This is a genomic window from Streptomyces vilmorinianum, from assembly GCF_005517195.1.
Lineage (GTDB): Bacteria > Actinomycetota > Actinomycetes > Streptomycetales > Streptomycetaceae > Streptomyces > Streptomyces vilmorinianum.
This window is the reverse complement of record NZ_CP040244.1, coordinates 2,100,734-2,118,967: the sequence shown is the minus strand read 5'-3', so window position 1 is coordinate 2,118,967 and position 18,234 is coordinate 2,100,734. Positions and strand designations below refer to the sequence as shown.

Annotated in this window: 16 protein-coding genes, 1 tRNA gene and 2 pseudogenes; 15 read left to right on the top strand and 4 right to left on the bottom strand. The window is 68.3% G+C overall.

The window, feature by feature from the left end; translation table 11 throughout:
- Window positions 1-47: 47 nt before the first annotated feature.
- The 9 genes from FDM97_RS09890 (at window position 48) to FDM97_RS09850 (ending at window position 10,796) form a co-directional block, all read left to right on the top strand.
- On the top strand, window positions 48-2,330 hold the full coding sequence (locus FDM97_RS09890) for an FdhF/YdeP family oxidoreductase (protein WP_137990031.1): 2,283 nt from the start codon (window positions 48-50) through the stop codon (window positions 2,328-2,330).
- 76 nt (window positions 2,331-2,406) lie between these two features.
- Window positions 2,407-2,913 (top strand): PaaI family thioesterase, encoded by a 507-nt coding sequence (locus FDM97_RS09885; RefSeq protein WP_175439383.1) that lies wholly within the window; start codon window positions 2,407-2,409, stop codon window positions 2,911-2,913.
- A gap of 261 nt (window positions 2,914-3,174) precedes the next feature.
- A complete protein-coding gene (locus FDM97_RS09880; RefSeq protein ID WP_137990029.1) occupies window positions 3,175-4,059 on the top strand; it encodes a trypsin-like serine protease in 885 nt (294 codons plus the stop codon).
- A gap of 47 nt (window positions 4,060-4,106) precedes the next feature.
- The gene (locus FDM97_RS09875; protein WP_137990028.1) at window positions 4,107-4,526 is read left to right on the top strand and encodes a hypothetical protein; all 420 of its coding nucleotides are present in this window, start codon (window positions 4,107-4,109) and stop codon (window positions 4,524-4,526) included.
- Between the two features lie 445 nt (window positions 4,527-4,971).
- Window positions 4,972-6,207 carry a branched-chain amino acid ABC transporter substrate-binding protein gene (locus FDM97_RS09870; protein WP_137990027.1) on the top strand — a complete coding sequence of 412 codons (1,236 nt, stop codon included), beginning with the start codon at window positions 4,972-4,974 and terminating at the stop codon, window positions 6,205-6,207.
- A gap of 113 nt (window positions 6,208-6,320) precedes the next feature.
- Entirely contained in the window at window positions 6,321-7,253 is a 933-nt protein-coding gene (locus FDM97_RS09865; RefSeq protein WP_137990026.1) for a branched-chain amino acid ABC transporter permease, read from the top strand.
- A gap of 5 nt (window positions 7,254-7,258) precedes the next feature.
- Window positions 7,259-9,022, top strand: coding sequence for a branched-chain amino acid ABC transporter permease (locus FDM97_RS09860; RefSeq protein WP_137990025.1), 1,764 nt, complete (start codon window positions 7,259-7,261; stop codon window positions 9,020-9,022).
- A gap of 5 nt (window positions 9,023-9,027) precedes the next feature.
- Window positions 9,028-10,083 (top strand): ABC transporter ATP-binding protein, encoded by a 1,056-nt coding sequence (locus FDM97_RS09855; protein ID WP_137990024.1) that lies wholly within the window; start codon window positions 9,028-9,030, stop codon window positions 10,081-10,083.
- The gene (locus tag FDM97_RS09850) at window positions 10,080-10,796 is read left to right on the top strand and encodes an ABC transporter ATP-binding protein (protein ID WP_137990023.1); all 717 of its coding nucleotides are present in this window, start codon (window positions 10,080-10,082) and stop codon (window positions 10,794-10,796) included. Before FDM97_RS09855 ends, FDM97_RS09850 begins: the two co-directional genes overlap by 4 nt.
- A 67-nt stretch (window positions 10,797-10,863) precedes the next feature.
- Here the strand turns inward: FDM97_RS09850 and FDM97_RS09845 are convergent, their stop codons facing one another.
- A complete protein-coding gene (locus FDM97_RS09845) occupies window positions 10,864-11,520 on the bottom strand; it encodes an ANTAR domain-containing response regulator (RefSeq protein ID WP_137990022.1) in 657 nt (218 codons plus the stop codon).
- Window positions 11,521-11,619: 99 nt separating this feature from the next.
- Here FDM97_RS09845 and FDM97_RS09840 point away from each other — a divergent pair.
- Window positions 11,620-11,692: transfer RNA gene (locus tag FDM97_RS09840), tRNA-Leu, on the top strand.
- A 328-nt stretch (window positions 11,693-12,020) separates the two neighbouring features.
- Window positions 12,021-12,419: a hypothetical protein gene (locus FDM97_RS37000; protein WP_349775381.1), complete on the top strand. Its 399-nt coding sequence runs from the start codon at window positions 12,021-12,023 to the stop codon at window positions 12,417-12,419.
- Here FDM97_RS37000 and FDM97_RS09830 read toward each other — a convergent pair.
- Complete coding sequence (locus tag FDM97_RS09830; protein WP_175439078.1) at window positions 12,401-13,258, bottom strand: MmyB family transcriptional regulator; 858 nt, start codon at window positions 13,256-13,258, stop codon at window positions 12,401-12,403. The two genes, FDM97_RS37000 and FDM97_RS09830, sit on opposite strands and share 19 nt — an antisense overlap.
- Window positions 13,259-13,431: 173 nt before the next feature.
- Between FDM97_RS09830 and FDM97_RS09825 the strand changes: the two genes are divergently transcribed.
- From FDM97_RS09825 to FDM97_RS09805, 4 genes and pseudogenes are all read left to right on the top strand, one after another.
- Window positions 13,432-13,842 (top strand): peptidase inhibitor, encoded by a 411-nt coding sequence (locus tag FDM97_RS09825; RefSeq protein WP_137990020.1) that lies wholly within the window; start codon window positions 13,432-13,434, stop codon window positions 13,840-13,842.
- 142 nt (window positions 13,843-13,984) lie between these two features.
- The gene (locus FDM97_RS37080) at window positions 13,985-14,368 is read left to right on the top strand and encodes a peptidase inhibitor family I36 protein (protein ID WP_432816205.1); all 384 of its coding nucleotides are present in this window, start codon (window positions 13,985-13,987) and stop codon (window positions 14,366-14,368) included.
- A gap of 3 nt (window positions 14,369-14,371) precedes the next feature.
- Window positions 14,372-15,196: pseudogene (locus tag FDM97_RS09815) on the top strand (IS5 family transposase); the annotation flags it as partial.
- Between the two features lie 271 nt (window positions 15,197-15,467).
- Complete coding sequence (locus tag FDM97_RS09805) at window positions 15,468-16,061, top strand: hypothetical protein (protein ID WP_137990017.1); 594 nt, start codon at window positions 15,468-15,470, stop codon at window positions 16,059-16,061.
- 20 nt (window positions 16,062-16,081) lie between these two features.
- Here FDM97_RS09805 and FDM97_RS09800 read toward each other — a convergent pair.
- Together FDM97_RS09800 and pyk are read right to left on the bottom strand one after the other, a co-directional pair.
- Window positions 16,082-16,634, bottom strand: a pseudogene (locus FDM97_RS09800) (transposase).
- Between the two features lie 53 nt (window positions 16,635-16,687).
- Window positions 16,688-18,118: a pyruvate kinase gene (gene pyk / locus FDM97_RS09795; protein ID WP_137990016.1), complete on the bottom strand. Its 1,431-nt coding sequence runs from the start codon at window positions 18,116-18,118 to the stop codon at window positions 16,688-16,690.
- Window positions 18,119-18,234 lie beyond the last annotated feature (116 nt).

Sequence of the window (18,234 nt, the reverse complement as noted above, 5' to 3'; positions counted from 1 at the left end):
AGGATCGGAGACGTACGACACACGATGACCGCTCAAGGGAGAGCGCGATGGCCAGCAAGCCCCCCGCAGGAGACCCGGTCCAGGACGCGCCGCAGGTCGCGCCGCCCCAGCACGCCGCCGCCGGACTCTCCGCCGTCGCGCACACCCTCAAGATCTCCCAGGCGCAGATGGGGGTGCGGCGCACCGCGCAGACCCTCCTCAAGGTCAATCAGAAAGACGGCTTCGACTGCCCGGGCTGCGCCTGGCCCGAGGGCGACAAGCGGCATGTGGCGGAGTTCTGCGAGAACGGGGCCAAGGCGGTCGCCGAGGAGGCGACGCTGCGCCGCGTGACGCCCGACTTCTTCGCCGCCCACCCGGTGGCGGACCTGGCGACCCGCAGCGGCTACTGGCTGGGCCAGCAGGGCCGTATCACCCAGCCCATGTACCTGTCCGAGGGCGCCGAGCGCTACGAGGCGGTGACCTGGGAGCGGGCCTTCGCGATCATCGCCGAGGAGCTGACCGCCCTCTCCTCCCCCGACGAGGCACTCTTCTACACCTCCGGGCGGACCAGCAACGAGGCCGCGTTCCTGCTCCAGCTCTTCGCCCGCGAGTTCGGCACCAACAACCTGCCGGACTGCTCCAACATGTGCCACGAGTCGTCCGGCTCGGCGCTCAACGAGACCATCGGGATCGGCAAGGGCAGCGTCTCCCTGGAGGATCTCCACCAGGCGGATCTGATCGTCGTCGCCGGGCAGAACCCGGGGACGAACCACCCACGCATGCTCTCCGCCCTGGAGAAGGCCAAGGCCTCGGGCGCGAAGATCATCTCGGTGAACCCGCTGCCGGAGGCCGGTCTGGAGCGGTTCAAGAACCCGCAGACCCCGCAGGGCATGTTCAAGGGCGCCGCGCTCACCGACCTCTTCCTCCAGATCCGCATCGGCGGCGACCAGGCCCTCTTCCGGCTCCTGAACAAGCTGATCCTCCGGACCGAGGGCGCGGTCGACGAGGAGTTCGTACGGGAGCACACCCACGGGTACGAGGAGTTCGCCGCGGCCGCGCGCGACGCCGACTGGGACGAGACCCTCGCCGCGACCGGCCTGACCCGCGCCGAGATCGAGCGGGCCCTGGAGATGGTCCTCGCCTCCGAGCGGACCATCGTCTGCTGGGCGATGGGGCTCACCCAGCACAAGCACTCCGTGCCGACCATCCGCGAGGTGGTCAACTTCCTGCTGCTGCGCGGCAACATCGGCCGGCCGGGCGCCGGGGTCTGCCCGGTCCGCGGCCACTCCAACGTGCAGGGGGACCGCACGATGGGCATCTTCGAGCGGCCCGCGCCCGCCTTCCTGGACGCCCTGGACAAGGAGTTCGGGATCGTCTCGCCGCGCCACCACGGCTTCGACGTGGTCCGCTCGATCCAGGCGCTGCGCGACGGCGAGGCGAAGGTCTTCTTCGCCATGGGCGGCAACTTCGTCGGCGCCACACCCGACACGGAGGTCACCGAGGCGGCGATGCGCCGGGCCCGGCTGACCGTCCACGTCTCGACGAAGCTGAACCGCTCGCACGCGGTCACCGGCACACGCGCGCTGATCCTGCCGACGCTCGGCCGCACCGACAAGGACGTGCAGAGCGGCGGCAAGCAGTTCGTGACCGTCGAGGACTCCATGGGCCTGGTGCACGCCTCGCGCGGGAACCTGCCGCCCGCGAGCCCGCACCTGCTCTCCGAGCCGGCGATCGTGGCCCGGATGGCCCGGGCGGTGCTCGGCGCCGCCTCGGCCACACCGTGGGAGGAGTTCGAGAAGGACTACGCCACGATCCGTGACCGTATCGCGCGTGTGGTGCCCGGTTTCGAGAACTTCAACGCCCGCCTCGCCGCCGACCCCGGCGGCTTCGCGCTCCCGCACGCCCCGCGCGACGAGCGCCGTTTCCCCACGGCGACCGGCAAGGCCAACTTCACCGCCGCGCCCGTCGAGTACCCGAGCGTGCCCGAGGGCCGGCTGCTGCTGCAGACCCTGCGCTCGCACGACCAGTACAACACCACGATCTACGGGCTCGACGACCGCTACCGCGGCATCAAGGGCGGCCGCCGGGTCGTCCTGGTCCACCCGGACGACGCCGAGGCCCTGGGCCTCGCGGACGGGGCGTACACCGACCTGGTCAGCGAGTGGAAGGACGGCAGCGAGCGGCGCGCGCCCGGCTTCCGGGTGGTGCACTATCCGACGGCCCGGGGCTGCGCGGCGGCGTACTACCCGGAGACGAACGTCCTGGTGCCGCTGGAGTCGACGGCGGACGTCAGCAATACCCCCGCCAGCAAGTCGGTCATCGTGCGTCTGGAACAATCACAGCCCGCCTAAGCGTTCGCTCAGGCGGATGAGCCGTATGAACCGCGCAAGCGGTGTCAGCCGTACGAAGACGAACGGAGCCGGGCCGATGGGCGAGCAGCATCACGTGAAGTTCCCGCAGGAAGTCCTCGACGAGTACGCCTCGCTCGGCGTGGACCTGCCGGCGCTCTTCTCGGCCGGGCACCTCGGCAACCGCATGGGCGTGCAGATCGTCGAGGCCTCGGCGGACAAGGTCGTCGGCACGATGCCGGTGGAGGGCAACACCCAGCCGTACGGTCTGCTGCACGGCGGCGCCTCCGCCGTCCTCGCCGAGACCCTCGGCTCGATCGGCTCGATGCTGCATGGCGGCGTCTCCAAGATCGCGGTCGGCGTGGACCTGAACTGCACCCACCACCGCGGGGTCCGCAGCGGCCTCGTGACGGGCGTCGCGACCCCGGTCCACCGCGGACGCTCCACGGCGACGTACGACATCGTGATCACCGACGAGCAGGACAAGCGGGTCTGCTCGGCCCGCCTGACCTGCATGCTCCGCGAGGTCACGGCCAAGGACGCGGAGACCGTCGCGAACGCGGGCACGAACGGCACCGGCGCCTGAGCCGACTCCCCCGCACGCCCCTCCCGCACCCCGGCGCGGCCCGGGACGGCCACCACCGTCCCGGGCCGCGCCGCGTCATGCCACGTCACCGTCCCGGGCCGCGCCGCCGTCGTGCCACCTCGCGTCACGGACAGCGCCCACCCCCCTCCCCCAACACCCCGCTCCCCAGGCCCTCTTGCCCCGGCGACCGGCAGCCGCTTCACTGTCGAACCTCCCCCACAGGAGAACACTCGTTCCACTCACACACCCGAGGGGTTCTTCTTGACCGCCGTACGCACCACCACCGTGGCGACCGCCGTCACAGCCGCGGCCTGCGCTGCCGTTCTCGCCACCGCGATCCCGTCCGCAGCGATCAACTCGTACAACGCGACCCCCGCGCCCGAGCGCACCGAGGTCGGCGCGCTCGTCGCGACCTGGGACAACGACGGCGACCCGAGCACGCCCGACCGGGTCGACTGGGTCTGCTCCGGCACCATGATCGACGCGGACACCTTCCTGACCGCGGCGCACTGCACCACCGACTGGCCGGAGAACGTCCGGTTCTACGTGTCGCTCGACCAGGACGTGCAGGGCGGCCTGGACAAGGCCGCCGCCGAGCACCCGGGCGACCCGACCGCCGTGGCGAAGGCCGTGGCCGTCGAGGGCGCGGCGCACAACCACCCGGCCTACCCCGGCCCGGCCGCCGACACCCACGACATCTCGGTGATCGAGCTGCCCGCCGCCAAGGTGAAGGAGCGCTGGTCGTTCAAGCCCGCCGCCCTCCCCGCCGCGGGCGCGCTCTCCGCGCTCGGCCCCCAGGGGCTGAACGACACCTCGTTCCTCGTCGCCGGATACGGCACCCAGGAGGCGCGGCGCGGGCCGGGCGGCCAGACCCACCCGGGCGGCGGCGTCCGCCTCAAGGCGCCGGTCACCTTCAACGCGCTCAACGACGCCTGGATCCGGCTCGCCATGACCGCACCGCAGGGCAACGGCGGCGCCTGCTATGGCGATTCGGGCGGCCCGAACTTCGCCACGCTGGACGGCAGGCTGACCCTGGTCGCCACCACGATCACGGGCGACACGCCCTGCTACGCCACGAACGTGGTGTACCGGCTCGACACCCCGGGCGCCCGCTCCTTCCTCGCGCCGTTCGTCCAACTGCCGTAACACCGCTTCCTGTTGTGCCCGCAGCGGCGATCCCCTAGCGTCGTTTCATGGGCCTCTCGCCGCACACACCGGCCAGGACCGCCCTCTGCGCGGTCCTGGCCGTCGCCATGGGGGCGACGCTCGCCGGCTGCGGCGCGGACGACCGACCCGCCCCGGCGCCCCAGGTCCGTACAGCGGTGGACATCTGCACCGACCTCGTCGCGTACTGGGTGAAAGAAGCGCTCAAGGGCAGCAAATGGGCGGGGCTCGACTGGGAGCAGAAGGGGCTCTCCAACGAGCAGTTGACCCTCCACGACGAGGTGCTCGCCGCCGCCCGCGCCAAGGAACGGGCGGAGGGCCGCGAGGCGGCGCTGGCCTCGGTCGACCACGAGACCCGAAGACGGTGCGCGTCGGCGAACGGCGCGACGGGGAGCTCGGAGAACTGGAAGCCTCCCCCGGGGCCCGGGTCGAGCACCTCGCCGCCGTGACTCTCCGTGACATTCTCATGATCGAAAAAGTGGTGCGGCTCACTCAGCGTTTCGTCCGCTGAGATTTGAGGGCTTGTCCGATATCCGGACAGCATCAAGAGCGATCAGACAGGACCAAGATCCGTTCAAGCCCCTTAGCGGAACTGCACGTTCTCACGATGTGAACACCACACCGACGACCGCAATGCCCCGGTTTGCCCACCCGGTGTCCACCTCCTCTCCCCCTCGCGATAACAAGACAGTCACATCCTGACCTCCTCGCTCCCCACCTCCCCCACCTGCGCTTAGAGTCACGGCCAGTCACCGCGCCGCCGGGCGCGTCCACTGCACGGCCTGCACCACCCAGTCATCCCCAGTACGGCCCGGCACTCACCAACGGCACCTCCAGCGAAAGCTTCACGGCACCACTCAGCTCGAGGGGGCCGCGCCAGGGAAAGGATTCATCGTGCGACACCGTTCCTTGCTCATCCTCACCACCGTGATCACCACGGGAGCACTCACCCTCACCGCCTGCGGATCGCGCGACGACAAGGGCGGGAACAGCGACAACGCCGGCGGCACCACCACCGTCGTCATCGGCGTCGACGCGCCCCTCACGGGCTCCCTCTCCGCGCTGGGCCAGGGCATCAAGAACTCCGTGGACCTGGCGGTACAGACCGCCAACAAGAACAAGGAAGTCCCCGGCGTCACCTTCAAGATCGAGGCCCTGGACGACCAGGCCGTCCCCGCCTCCGGTCAGGCCAACGCCACCAAGCTCGTCGGCAACAAGGACGTCCTCGGCGTCGTCGGCCCGCTGAACTCCGGCGTCGCCCAGCAGATGCAGGGCGTCTTCGCCGCCGCCAAGCTGGCGCAGGTCTCCCCCGCCAACACCAACCCCTCGCTCTCCCAGGGCGACAACTGGGGCAAGGGCGAGTTCAAGCGCCCCTTCCCGACCTACTTCCGCACCGCCGCCACCGACGTGGTCCAGGGCAAGTTCGCCGCCCAGTACCTCTTCAAGGACGCCGGCAAGAAGAAGGTCTTCGTCGTCGACGACAAGCAGACCTACGGCGCCGGCCTCGCCGCGATCTTCACCGACGAGTTCAAGCGCCTCGGCGGCCAGGTCGTCGGCACCGACCACGTCACCGTGAAGGAGACCGACTTCTCCTCCACCGCCGACAAGGTCAAGACCTCCGGCGCCGACTCCGTCTACTTCGGCGGCCAGTACCCCGAGGGTGGCCTGCTCTCCGACCAGATCAAGAAGGCCGGAGCCAAGATCCCCACCATGGGTGGCGACGGCATCTACGACCCGGCCTTCGTCAGCGCCTCCGGCGTGGCCAACGACGGTGACCTCGCCACCTCGATCGGCTACCCGGTCGAGAAGCTCGACACCGCCAAGAAGTTCATCGCCGACTACACCGCGGCCGGCTACAAGGACCCCTACGCGGCCTACGGCGGCTACTCCTACGACGCCGGCTGGGCGATCATCCAGGCCGTCAAGGCCGTCGTCGCCGCCAACGGCGGCAAGGTCCCGGCCGACGCCCGCGCCAAGGTCACCGAGGCCCTGGGCAAGGTCTCCTTCGACGGTGTGACCGGCAAGGTCTCCTTCGACGAGTACGGCGACACCACCAACAAGCAGCTCACCGTCTACAAGGTCGAGGGCGGCAAGTGGATCGACGTCAAGAGCGACACCTTCACCCAGTAGTCGCCCGCACCCACCTCGCACCGAACCACTGAACCACTGAACAGAGCCGCGCGAGGGCGCAAACAGCGCCCTCGCGCGGAGTCTTATCCGACACGCTCATCGGAGGCCCTGCGGTGAACGAACTGCCGCAACAGCTGGCCAACGGCCTTGCCCTCGGTGCCCTTTATGGCCTCGTCGCCATCGGGTACACCATGGTCTACGGCATCGTCCAGCTCATCAACTTCGCCCACGGCGAGATCTTCATGATCGGGGGCTTCGGCGCCCTCACCACCTACACCGCTCTCCCGAGCGGCACCTCCCTGCTGGTGGCGATACCGCTCATGATCATCGGTGGCGCGATCGCCTCCGTGGCCGTCGCGACCGCAGCCGAGCGGTTCGCGTACAGACCGCTGCGCAGCGCACCACGACTCGCCCCCCTCATCACGGCCATCGGCCTCTCGATCATGCTCCAGCAGCTGGTCTGGCAGTTCTACCCGGACGCCAAGGTGGCCGTACGCTTCCCCGAGTTCACCGGCGAAGCCTTCAAGATCACCGAAAGCCTCGCCATCCAGCGCGCCGACGCGTTCATCCTCGCGCTCGCCCCGCTCTGCATGCTCGCCCTCGGCGTCTTCGTCTCCAAGAGCCGCAGCGGCCGCGCCATGCAGGCCACCGCGCAGGACCCCGACACCGCCAAGCTCATGGGCATCAACACCGACCGCATCATCGTCATGGCCTTCGCCATCGGTGCCGCGTTCGCCGCCGTCGCCGCCGTCGCCTACGGCCTCGACCGCGGACAGATCGGCTGGGAGATGGGCTTCATCCTCGGCCTCAAGGCCTTCACCGCAGCCGTCCTCGGCGGCATCGGCAACATCTACGGAGCCATGGTCGGCGGCGTCGTCCTCGGCCTCGCCGAGGCCCTCTCGATCGCCTACATCGAGGACATCCCCGGCATGCAGCAGCTCGGCGGTGGAGCCTGGTCCAACGTCTGGGCGTTCGTACTCCTCATCGTCGTCCTCCTCGTCAGGCCCCAAGGCCTGCTCGGCGAGCGCGTCGCGGACAGGGCGTGAGAACCATGACCACCAACAGCACCACCACCGCAGAGGCCACCCAGGACGCCACCGCGGAGCAGTCGGGCATCAGCCGCACCACCCTGCTCTACACCGCCGTCGGCGGCAGCCTGGCCACCATCCTCAGCGCCTTCCTCGCCTGGACGTGGACCACCGCCTTCCCCGGCAACCTCACGATCTACGGCTACCCCGCCCCCCTCCAGATCCTCACCCTCATCGGGGCCGTCCTCACCGCCGCCCACGCGCTCTCCGCGCTCGGCGTCAAGGGACTCGGCTGGCTCACCCCCACCGGCGCCCGCAAGGCCCTGTGGATCCTGGCCCTCGGCACCTTCGTCACCACCACCTTCACCGCCCTCTCCATCATCGTGGAGCTCGGCGCCCTGGTGGACCTCGAACCCGGCGCCGGCATCGCCGTCCTCGCCTCCGCCGTCCCCGCCATCGCCGCGTACAAGCTGCCCGACGACACCCGCAAGGCGGCCCCCGCCAAGCGACTGCCGTCCTGGGCCGAGATCCTGATCATCGTCGCCGTCTTCGCCGTCGGCCTCTACGTGGTCACCTTCGGCATCGACACCGAGGACTCGGAACCCCAGCTCTTCATCGCGTACCTGATCCTCGTCGGATTCGCCGCGACCGCCCTGCTCAAGTCCGGGCTCATCGAGCGCATCTCCACGATCACCGCGAACAACCGCCAGGTCACCATCACCGCCAGCCTGGCCGCCGCGATCGCCTTCCCGTTCATCCAGCAGAGCGGCGACACCTACACCCTCATCGCGGTCAACATCCTCATCTTCGCGACCGTCGCCCTCGGCCTGAACATCGTCGTCGGCCTCGCCGGCCTCCTCGACCTCGGCTACGTCGCCTTCCTCGGCGTCGGCGCCTACACCGCCGCACTGGTCTCCGGGGCCACCTCCTCCGCCCTCGGCATCCAGTTCCCCTTCTGGGCCGCCGTCCTCACCGGCGCCATCGCCTCGCTCGTCTTCGGCGTGGTCATCGGAGCCCCCACCCTCCGCCTGCGCGGCGACTACCTCGCCATCGTCACCCTCGGCTTCGGAGAGATCTTCCGCATCGCCATGGGCAACCTCGACGGCGTCTCGGGCCCCAAGGTCACCAACGGCCCCAACGGCATCCCGAACATCCCGCAGCTGGAGTTCTTCGGCTACAACTTCGGCGAAGCCCACACCATCCTCGGCATCGAGCTCGGCGCCTACGCCAACTACTACCTGCTCATGCTGCTCGTGATGGCCCTCGTCATCGTCGTCTTCACCCGCGCCGCCAACAGCCGCATCGGCCGCTCCTGGGTCGCCATCCGCGAAGACGAGACAGCCGCCACCGCCATGGGCATCAACGGCTTCCGCGTCAAGCTCATCGCCTTCGCCCTCGGCGCCACCCTCGCCGGCCTCGCCGGCACCATCCAGGCCCACGTCAACACGACGGTCGTCCCCGAGAACTACGTCTTCGCCGGCCCCGTGCCCCCGAACTCCGTATTCCTCCTCGCCGCCGTCATCCTCGGCGGCATGGGCACCGTCCGCGGCCCCATCCTCGGCGCCGCACTCCTCTTCCTCATCCCGGCCAAGCTGTCGTTCCTCCAGGACTACCAGCTCCTCGTCTTCGGCATCGCCCTCATCCTGCTCATGCGCTTCCGCCCCGAGGGCCTCATCGCCAACAAGCGAGCCAAGCTCGAATTCCACGAGAACGACGAGACACCTGACGTACCGGAGCAACGACCGTCCCCCGAGTCGGGCGTCGGCACCGCGAAGGCAGGGGCGTGAACACCATGACGACCACCACCACCAAGTCCACCACCGACGCGGCCACCGCCGCCGCCGTCCTCGAAGCCAGCGGCGTCACCATGCGCTTCGGCGGCCTGACCGCCGTACGCGGAGTGGACCTCACCGTCCGCCAGGGCGAGATCGTCGGACTCATCGGCCCCAACGGCGCCGGCAAGACGACCTTCTTCAACTGCCTCACCGGCCTGTACGTCCCCACCGAGGGCCAGGTCAGCTACAAGGGGACCGTGCTGCCGCCCAAGCCGCACCTGGTCACCAAAGCCGGCATCGCCCGCACCTTCCAGAACATCCGCCTCTTCTCCAACATGACGGTCCTGGAAAACGTCCTCGTCGGACGCCACACCCGGACCAAGGAGGGCCTCTGGTCCGCACTCCTGCGCGGACCCGGCTTCAAGAAGGCCGAGGAAGCCTCGCGCGAACGCGCCATGGAACTCCTCGAGTTCGTCGGCCTCGCCAACAAGGCCGAACACCTCGCCCGCAACCTGCCCTACGGCGAACAGCGCAAGCTGGAGATCGCCCGGGCACTCGCCAGCGACCCCGGCCTGCTCCTCCTCGACGAGCCCACCGCCGGCATGAACCAGAACGAGACCCGCGCCACCGAAGAGCTCGTCTTCGCGATCCGTGACCAGGGCATCGCCGTCCTCGTCATCGAGCACGACATGAAGTTCATCTTCAACCTGTGCGACCGCGTCGCCGTCCTCGTCCAGGGCGAGAAGCTCGTCGAAGGCACCTCCGAGGTCGTCCAGGGCGACGAGCGCGTCGTGGCCGCCTACCTCGGCACCCCCTTCGAGGGCGCCCCGGGCGCGGAGGAACTCGCCGAGGTCGAAGCGGCCGAGGTCCACGCGGCCGAAGCCGCCGAAGCCGCGGAAGCCGCCGAGGCGGCCGAGGCGGCAGAGGCCACGGAGGAAGCCGCCGAGGCCACGGAGGAGGCCGCCGAGACGGCCGAGGCCGAGAACTCCGACGACGCCACGGAGGACGACGCCCCCGCGGCCGACACCCCCGCAGCCGACGCGGACAGCACCACCGAAGGAGACACCAAGTGACCGCACTCCTCGAGGTCGAAGACCTCCGGGTCGCCTACGGCAAGATCGAAGCCGTCAAGGGCATCTCCTTCTCCGTCGAAGCCGGCCAGGTCGTCGCCCTGATCGGCACCAACGGAGCCGGCAAGACCACCACCCTGCGCACCCTCTCCGGCCTCATCAAGCCCGCCGCGGGAAAGATCACCTTCGACGGCCAGGTGCTCAACGGCATCCCCGCCCACAAGGTCGTCTCCCTCGGCATGGCCCACTCCCCCGAAGGCCGGCACATCTTCCCCCGCCTCACCATCGCCGAGAACCTCCAGCTCGGAGCCTTCCTCCGCAGCGACAAGGACGGCATCGAGAAGGACATCCAGCGCGCCTACGACCTCTTCCCCATCCTGGGCGAACGTCGCAAGCAGGCCGCCGGCACCCTCTCCGGCGGCGAGCAGCAGATGCTGGCGATGGGCCGCGCCCTGATGTCCCAGCCCAAGCTGCTCATGCTGGACGAGCCGTCCATGGGCCTCTCCCCGATCATGATGCAGAAGATCATGGAGACCATCTCCACCCTCAAGGCCGAGGGCATGACGATCCTGCTCATCGAGCAGAACGCACAGGCCGCCCTCTCCCTGGCGGACTACGGCTACGTCCTGGAGGTCGGCACCATCAAGCTCTCCGGCACCGGCCAGGACCTCCTCCACAACGACGACGTCCGCAAGACGTACCTCGGCGAGGAGTAACCCCACGAAGCGGAAGGCCCGTCCCACAACGTAGTGGGGCGGGCCTTCTCCTGTCGTACGGGACGGGCTACTGCTGGCCCTTCGCCGCCTTCTTCTCCTCGGCGTCCTCGATGACCGCCTCGGCGACCTGCTGCATCGACATACGACGGTCCATCGACGTCTTCTGGATCCACCGGAACGCGGCGGGCTCGGTGAGGCCGTACTGCGTCTGCAGGATGCTCTTCGCCCGGTCGACCAGCTTGCGCGTCTCCAGACGCTGGGAGAGGTCGGCGACCTCCTTCTCCAGAGCCCGCAGCTCCGCGAAACGGGACACGGCCATCTCGATCGCCGGCACCACATCGCTCTTGCTGAACGGCTTCACGAGGTACGCCATGGCACCGGCGTCCCGCGCCCGCTCGACGAGATCGCGCTGCGAGAAGGCGGTCAGCATCAGGACCGGGGCGATGGACTCGCCGGCGATCTTCTCGGCCGCGGAGATCCCGTCCAGGACCGGCATCTTCACATCGAGGATGACGAGGTCGGGCCGGTGCTCACGGGCGAGCTCGACGGCCCGAGCGCCGTCGCCGGCCTCGCCGACGACCGAGTAGCCCTCTTCTTCGAGCATCTCTTTGAGGTCGAGGCGGATGAGAGCCTCGTCCTCGGCGATGACGACGCGGGTCGTCAGCGGCGGGACGTGCGACTGGTCGTCGTCGGCGGCGGGCTGGGGCGACTCGGGGGCGGTCACGGGGGCTCCTCGTTGCGGGGCAGGTACTGCTACATGAGCCTACCTAGGTCCTGTATGTTTGAGGCACAGCAGGTTGCCACTGACCTTCGTTTCGAAGGAGCCCCGGTAGCCCAGCGGAAGAGGCGATGGTCTCAAACACCATACAGCGTGGGTTCGAATCCCACCCGGGGCACTTTCCCTTCGATTCCAAGGAATCATAGGGCGTTGGCGATCTTCACTCGTCACGGTGAACACCTCTTCGATTCCGGCCGGGCGAGTCACGCCCGGGCCAAGCTGCCGCCAGGGAGCAGCACAATCCTTCGATTCGCGATGAAGCGCTCGCACTCCTGCACCGGGGCCTGAGCAATCGGGCAGTTGCCGAGCATCTCAACGTGCCGCGCGGCACAGTCGGTTGGTGGCTCTCAGAGGACCGGCGGAAGCGCGGTACCCGGTACGAGCGCCCCATCGACTGCCCCCTGTGCACGCATCGCCCCTTCGACGCAACGGCGTACGCCTACCTCTTGGGGCTGTATCTCGGCGACGGCCACATCATCTCGAAGCCGAAGCAGCACCACTTGTCGATCTTCTGCACCGCCTCATGGCCAGGCCTGATCGACGCCGCCGAAGAGGCCATGCGACGCGTCATGCCGATGCCGAGCGTTCGGCGACGCTTCAGGCCGGGGTGCGCCGAGGTGAAGTCCTTCACCGAACACTGGACGTGCATGTTCCCTCAACACGGGCCCGGCAAGAAGCACGAGCGCGAGATCGCCCTGGAGCCATGGCAGCAGAGCGGAGTCGACGTCACAACCGGCCAGGCCGGTGACGCACTTGCAGTCCTCCGTTGGTGGCGCCGATTCGGTGATGCTGAGCTGCCCCGAGATGCCCCCGATGAGTTGCCTGGTCAGGATACGAGCGGCTGAACGAGCGTGGGGTAGCGGCAGGTTAGCGGCTCTCCAGGCGTGTAGAAGCTGAGGTTGATGCGGGCGCCGGGGGCCGTGACGGGTTCGGCGAGGCAGGTCGTGAGCCAGCCGGGGCCGTGAATGGCGTGGTGGATGGGGAGTTCGGAGCCGTCGAAATAGGGGATGGGGGCTGCAGCATGCCGGCGGTAGAGCGGTCCGGTGACGGGGTCGTTGAGGACGTCGTACGCGAGACGATCGAGCGCCGGATTCTCCGGGCGTAGCTCCACGCTGTGTTTCAGGTGGGGCATCATGGCCGGCACCCAGTGGGTCTCCCAGTGCATCAGCACGTCGGTGCGGGCCTCGGGGTCAAGGAGCATCCAGCGCATGACGTTGGCGGGGGCTTGTCCGCGAGGGAAGAGGCGTCGGAAGTCCTCGTTGTGAACGATGACGTTCCATTCTGCGTCATTGACGTACGCCAACGCACCGTGAATGTGATCGATGATCCGCTGCCACGCTTCTGCTATGGACGTCCCCGAGCTGCCGTGCAGGACATGGGGCGGGTTCTCTTTACGGGTGATCAGCCACAGGAACGCCCACTCCTGCTCATCCAGCCGCAGCGTCCTCGCGACTGCGGTGAGGAGATCAGAACCGGGTTTGGCGAGTTGGCCGTTCTCGAACCGGTTGTACGTGCCCGGGGTGCGCGAGAGCAGCACGTCCATCTGCTCCTGACTCAGGCCGGCAGCCCGTCGACCGGGACCAGGTCCTCGCTTGGGGAACCCCATGGTTACCGGATCGATCGCGGATCGGCGCGCCTGAAGGATCTCCTTGAGGCGGCCACGGTCACTGGCCGACAGCTTCATCCGGCACCTTCCACTCGGGCTGAGCCCGGGCAACAGCCAGGGCGGCCCAATTATCTGCACTCCTGCACCCTGGAAAAGATGATCACCTGGGGCAAGACTCTGGCCGGGAGCCATCCGATACCTGTGCCGCTGGGGTGCGGGGCTGATGGCGGTCAGTCAGCGGAGGAAGCAGTATGCGTTTTCGTAGGACCGTCTCGGCTTTCCTTGCCACGGGCGCCGTGGTGCTCGGTTCCGTGGCCGCCGCACCTCAAGCATCGGCCGCCGAGCCGTGCGGCGCCGGAAAGCTCTGTCTGTACCGAAGCACGCTGTACCGGACCATGATGTTCGAGACGGGTAGGACCGCCCGGTGCTTCAGGCTGGCGGACTACCACCTGGGTCCCGGCCTGTACAGCATCTGGTCCTACGACAACAACCTGCCGGTGAAGGTGGACTACTGGAAGGCGACGGAGACGACCGCGTACCTGGTCGGTACCACCAGCCCCGGAGGCTCCAGCAGCAACACCTCGCAGGCCCTGGACGAGGCGAACCTGATGTGCACGGGCGGCGCCGGACCGTACTGGCCGCCGGTGCTCGAAGAGGTCTGACGCCGCCACACGACCATCACCACCGGATCGCCGACGCGGCCCGGACAGCCGTCCGCTACGCCAGGCCAGACCGCCCGGCCTGAACGTCAAGAATCCACCGATCACTGAAGACACGGAGATCAGTTCCATGAATTTCAAGCGCATGGCCGCAACGATGACCACCGCGCTCGCCCTGGTTTCGGGCGGAGCCCTCGTCAATGCGGCTCCGGCGGCCGCGGCAACCGCATGCCCCAGCGGGAAGCTCTGCCTCTACAACGGCGCCAACTTCACCTACCTGAACTGGACGTCCACCAGCACGAAGGCATGCCTCTCCGTCGAGGGCTACCACATCGGCTCGTACGTCAACAAGCTGCCCGTGACCGCCGTCGTCTGGAAGTGGCAGCGCGGTACGACCGTAGTCGGTGACCCGTCCTTCCTCATCCTCGGCACGATACGCTCCGGCGGCTCCAGCAGCGACACCCTGGGCAGGTGGAACAACGCGACCTTCGTGTGCACCGGCGGCGAGAAGCCGTGGGAACGCTACTGACCGGAGCCTTTTCTTCCGGTCGCGGTGTTGGGCAGACCGGCGGTGGGCCGGCGAAGATTGATCAACGGGATCCGCTGGCGGGTTCGGACTGGTGCTCCGTGGCGGGATCTGCCGTCGGAGTACGGGCCGTGGCAGACGGTCTACGGACTCTTCCGCCACCGGCAGCGTGACGGCACCTGGCCTGAACTGCTGACCCGGCTGAAGGTCCGGGCGGACGCGGCCGGGCTGATCACGTGGGAGGTCTACGTCGACTCCACGTTCTCCCGGGCCCATCAGCACGCCGCATGCGCCCGCCGTGACAGCCGAGCCCAGAAGGAACCGCCGGGCGGGATCAGCATGGAACCCGACGACCACGGCCTGGGCAGGCCCCGGGGGCCTCAGCACCAAGATCCATCTGGCCTGCGAACAGGGCCAGAGGCCGCTATCCCTGCTGATCACCGCCGGACAACGCGGCGACAGTCCCCAGTTCACGGCCGTCCTCGAAGGCGTCCGCGTCCCCCGCATCGGCCGGGCCGCCCTCGTGTCCGTCCGCTGCGGGTGCGAGGCGACAAGGCGTACTCGTCCCGCGCCAACCGGGCTTACCTGCGCAAGCGCGGGATCCGGTGCACGATCCCGGAGCCGGCCGACCAGGCCAGGAACCGCAAGCGACGCGGGAAGACGGGCGGGCGACCGCCGGCCTTCGACCGTGAGGATTACAAGGCCCGGCACGCGGTCGAATGCGGGATCAACCGCCTCAAGCAGAATCGGGCGGTCGCCACCCGGTTCGACAAACTCGCGGTCCGCTTCAAGGCCACCGTCCTGATCGCCGCGATCGGCGAATGGCTGTGACCGGCGGAGCGGCCTGTCCCGCCTGCGATGCCGACCGCGACGAGAGCGGGCGGGATACGAAGCGGATGGGTGATCGGTGCAACGGCGCCGACAGCGAGAGCGGCGACCGCATCGACGACCCGTCCGAGGGCGCGCTGATCAAGATGGTCAGCGACGAAGGCGGCTACGAGGTTGTCCGCCGCGCGGGTCCGCACTCGATTCGAACTCCGTGGCACCAAAGTACAGCTGATAGATAATCATGAATGGGGAGCGAGTGATGATGCTTCGAACGATGCGCGGTGCGGCTGCGGGTATCACGCTGGTACTGGCACTGGCGGGCTGCTCGGAAGGCAGTACCAGTGGTGGCGGCGCCGGTGAGAGTCGCGCAGCCGACGCGCCGTTCAACCCGTCCCAGCTGGCCCAGGCCATCCCGAGCGAACTCGCCGCCCCCAAGGGCTGGAAGGGAGATTCGCCCCTCGTCAGGGACGGGAGTAAATTGCGGAAGCTCTGCGAGCAGGGGGCTCGATTCAGCTGTGCCGGGCTCACCTCGTATGGGAACAGCCGGTACAGCACGAGCGGGGCGTTCGTGGATTTCGAGCTCCTTGCCTACGACTCGGTCGACAACGCCAAGGTGGGCATGAAGTCGATGGTCGCCGACATCCACGACGGGAAGCCGGATGCCAAGCCGCTGACCGTCGACGCGGGCGCCGACGAGACCGACGCCTACGCGGACGGGAACCGCCCGGGCGTGGTGCTGCGCGTCGGTACCGTCGTGGCTTTCGTCTTCGGCGAGACCCTGCCCAAGGACAACGACCTGCAGTCGTTCGCCAAGTTCCAGGTCCAGCGCATCAATACCGCTGCCACGGGAAAGAACCCCGACGCCTAGGACGTGCTTTAGACCGTGTCCTATGTGGTGAGGCGGGCGCGTCGCTTGTAGCAGCACAGGGCTGCCGCGAGGCCGAGAAAGGCCAGGTAGTTGCGGGGATTGCGTTCGTGAGGTTGAGCCGGCGGTATCCGGTCAGCCAGGACATGGTCCGCTCGATCAGGGGGCGTGTTTCGTTTGGCCCGGCTTGCCCCGGTCCACGGGGCTCGGACCTGTGAGTTCGCCCCCTCTTTTCGCCCTCACATGGGCGGAGTCGAGCACGACACGGGAGAGATCGAGCAGGCCGGCGTCGTCGAGTCGGTGCAGGATCTCCTCGTGTAGTCGGCCCCAGACACCGGCGCGCGACCAGGTCAGGAACCGTCGGTGAGCCGTCGACTTCGAGATCCCGAAGCAGGGTGGCAACGCGCGCCAGGCACAGCCGCTGACCAGCACGTAGATGATCGCGGCGAACAACGTCTCATCAGGCGTGTCCTGCGTCCCACCACCCTGCGGCCGCACCCTGGACGGCGGGATCAAGGGCTTTGCGATCTCCCACAAGCCGTCCGGAACAATCCAACTCCACGTACCCCGCCCCATGAACAGCCCAACGCCCGCCTCACCACATAGGACACGGTGTCAGGCCTGAGCCCTCAGTCCGTCACCGTGTCGCCGATGTGGTGGACGTGGACGAGGTTCGTGGAGCCGGGGACGCCCGGTGGGGAGCCGGCCGTGATGATGACCGTGTCGCCCTTTCGGCAGCGGCCGATCCGGAGGAGCTCCTCGTCGACCTGGGCGACCATCGCGTCGGTGGAGTCGACGTGCGGGCCGAGGAAGGTCTCGACGCCCCAGGTGAGGTTGAGCTGGGAGCGGGTGGCCGGGTCCGGGGTGAAGGCCAGCAGCGGGATGGGTGAGCGGTAGCGGGAGAGGCGTTTGACCGTGTCGCCGGACTGGGTGAAGGCGACGAGGAACGTGGCGTCGAGGAAGTCGCCGATTTCCGCGGCGGCGCGGGCGACGGCGCCGCCTTGGGTGCGGGGCTTGTTGCGTTCGGTGAGTGGGGGGAGGCCCTTGGCGAGGACGTCCTCTTCGGCGGCTTCGACGATGCGGCCCATGGTGCGGACGGTTTCGATGGGGTATTTGCCGACGCTGGTTTCGCCGGAGAGCATGACGGCGTCGGTGCCGTCGATGACGGCGTTGGCGACGTCGGAGGCTTCGGCGCGGGTGGGGCGGGAGTTGTCGATCATCGAGTCGAGCATCTGGGTGGCGACGATGACCGGCTTGGCGTTGCGCTTGGCGAGTTTGATGGCTCGCTTCTGGACGATCGGGACCTGTTCGAGGGGCATTTCGACGCCGAGGTCGCCGCGGGCGACCATGATGCCGTCGAAGGCGGCGACGATGTCGTCGATGTTGTCGACGGCCTGGGGTTTTTCGATCTTGGCGATGACGGGGAGGCGGCGGCCTTCTTCGTCCATGATGCGGTGGACGTCTTCGATGTCGCGTCCGGTGCGGACGAAGGAGAGGGCGATGACGTCGGCTCCGGTGCGCAGGGCCCAGCGGAGGTCGTCGATGTCCTTGTCGGAGAGGGCGGGGACGGAGACGGCGACTCCGGGGAGGTTGAGGCCTTTGTGGTCGGAGATGAGGCCGCCTTCGATGACGCGGGTGTGGACGCGGGGGCCGTCGACGGCGGTGACTTCGAGGGTGACGCGGCCGTCGTCGACGAGGATGCGTTCGCCGGTGGTGACGTCGGTGGCGAGTCCGTCGTAGGTGGTGCCGCAGATGTGGCGGTCGCCTTCGGTGGGTTCGACGGTGATGGTGAAGTCGTCGCCGCGTTCAAGGAGTACGGGGCCTTCGAGGAAGCGGCCGAGGCGGATCTTCGGGCCTTGAAGGTCGGCGAGGATGCCGATGCTGCGGCCGGTTTCGTCGGAGGCTTTGCGGACGTGCTGGTAGCGCTCCTCGTGTTCGGCGTAGGTGCCGTGGCTGAGGTTGAGTCGGGCGACGTCCATTCCGGCTTCGACCAGTGCCTTGATCTGGTCGTATGTGTCGGTGGCGGGGCCTAGGGTGCAGACGATTTTTGCTCGGCGCATGGTTCGAGCCTAGGGCTTACCGGTGGGTAGAGAAGAGGCCGGGCATGTCTGCTCAACAACCTTTGCGTGAAGGGTTATTGACAAGTCTTGAATATGTGCGGGTGGCTGCTCCGATG

Bases quoted from the DNA above. Each gene is read 5' to 3' on its own strand.
- pyk (WP_137990016.1), bottom strand. From the start codon at position 18,118: ATGCGCCGAGCAAAAATCGTCTGCACCCTAGGCCCCGCCACCGACACA.
- FDM97_RS09875 (WP_137990028.1), top strand. From the start codon at position 4,107: ATGGGCCTCTCGCCGCACACACCGGCCAGGACCGCCCTCTGCGCGGTC.
- FDM97_RS09855 (WP_137990024.1), top strand. From the start codon at position 9,028: ATGACGACCACCACCACCAAGTCCACCACCGACGCGGCCACCGCCGCC.
- FDM97_RS09860 (WP_137990025.1), top strand. From the start codon at position 7,259: ATGACCACCAACAGCACCACCACCGCAGAGGCCACCCAGGACGCCACC.
- FDM97_RS09885 (WP_175439383.1), top strand. From the start codon at position 2,407: ATGGGCGAGCAGCATCACGTGAAGTTCCCGCAGGAAGTCCTCGACGAG.
- FDM97_RS09805 (WP_137990017.1), top strand. From the start codon at position 15,468: ATGCGCGGTGCGGCTGCGGGTATCACGCTGGTACTGGCACTGGCGGGC.
- FDM97_RS09825 (WP_137990020.1), top strand. From the start codon at position 13,432: ATGCGTTTTCGTAGGACCGTCTCGGCTTTCCTTGCCACGGGCGCCGTG.
- FDM97_RS09830 (WP_175439078.1), bottom strand. From the start codon at position 13,258: ATGAAGCTGTCGGCCAGTGACCGTGGCCGCCTCAAGGAGATCCTTCAG.
- FDM97_RS37080 (WP_432816205.1), top strand. From the start codon at position 13,985: ATGGCCGCAACGATGACCACCGCGCTCGCCCTGGTTTCGGGCGGAGCC.
- FDM97_RS09890 (WP_137990031.1), top strand. From the start codon at position 48: ATGGCCAGCAAGCCCCCCGCAGGAGACCCGGTCCAGGACGCGCCGCAG.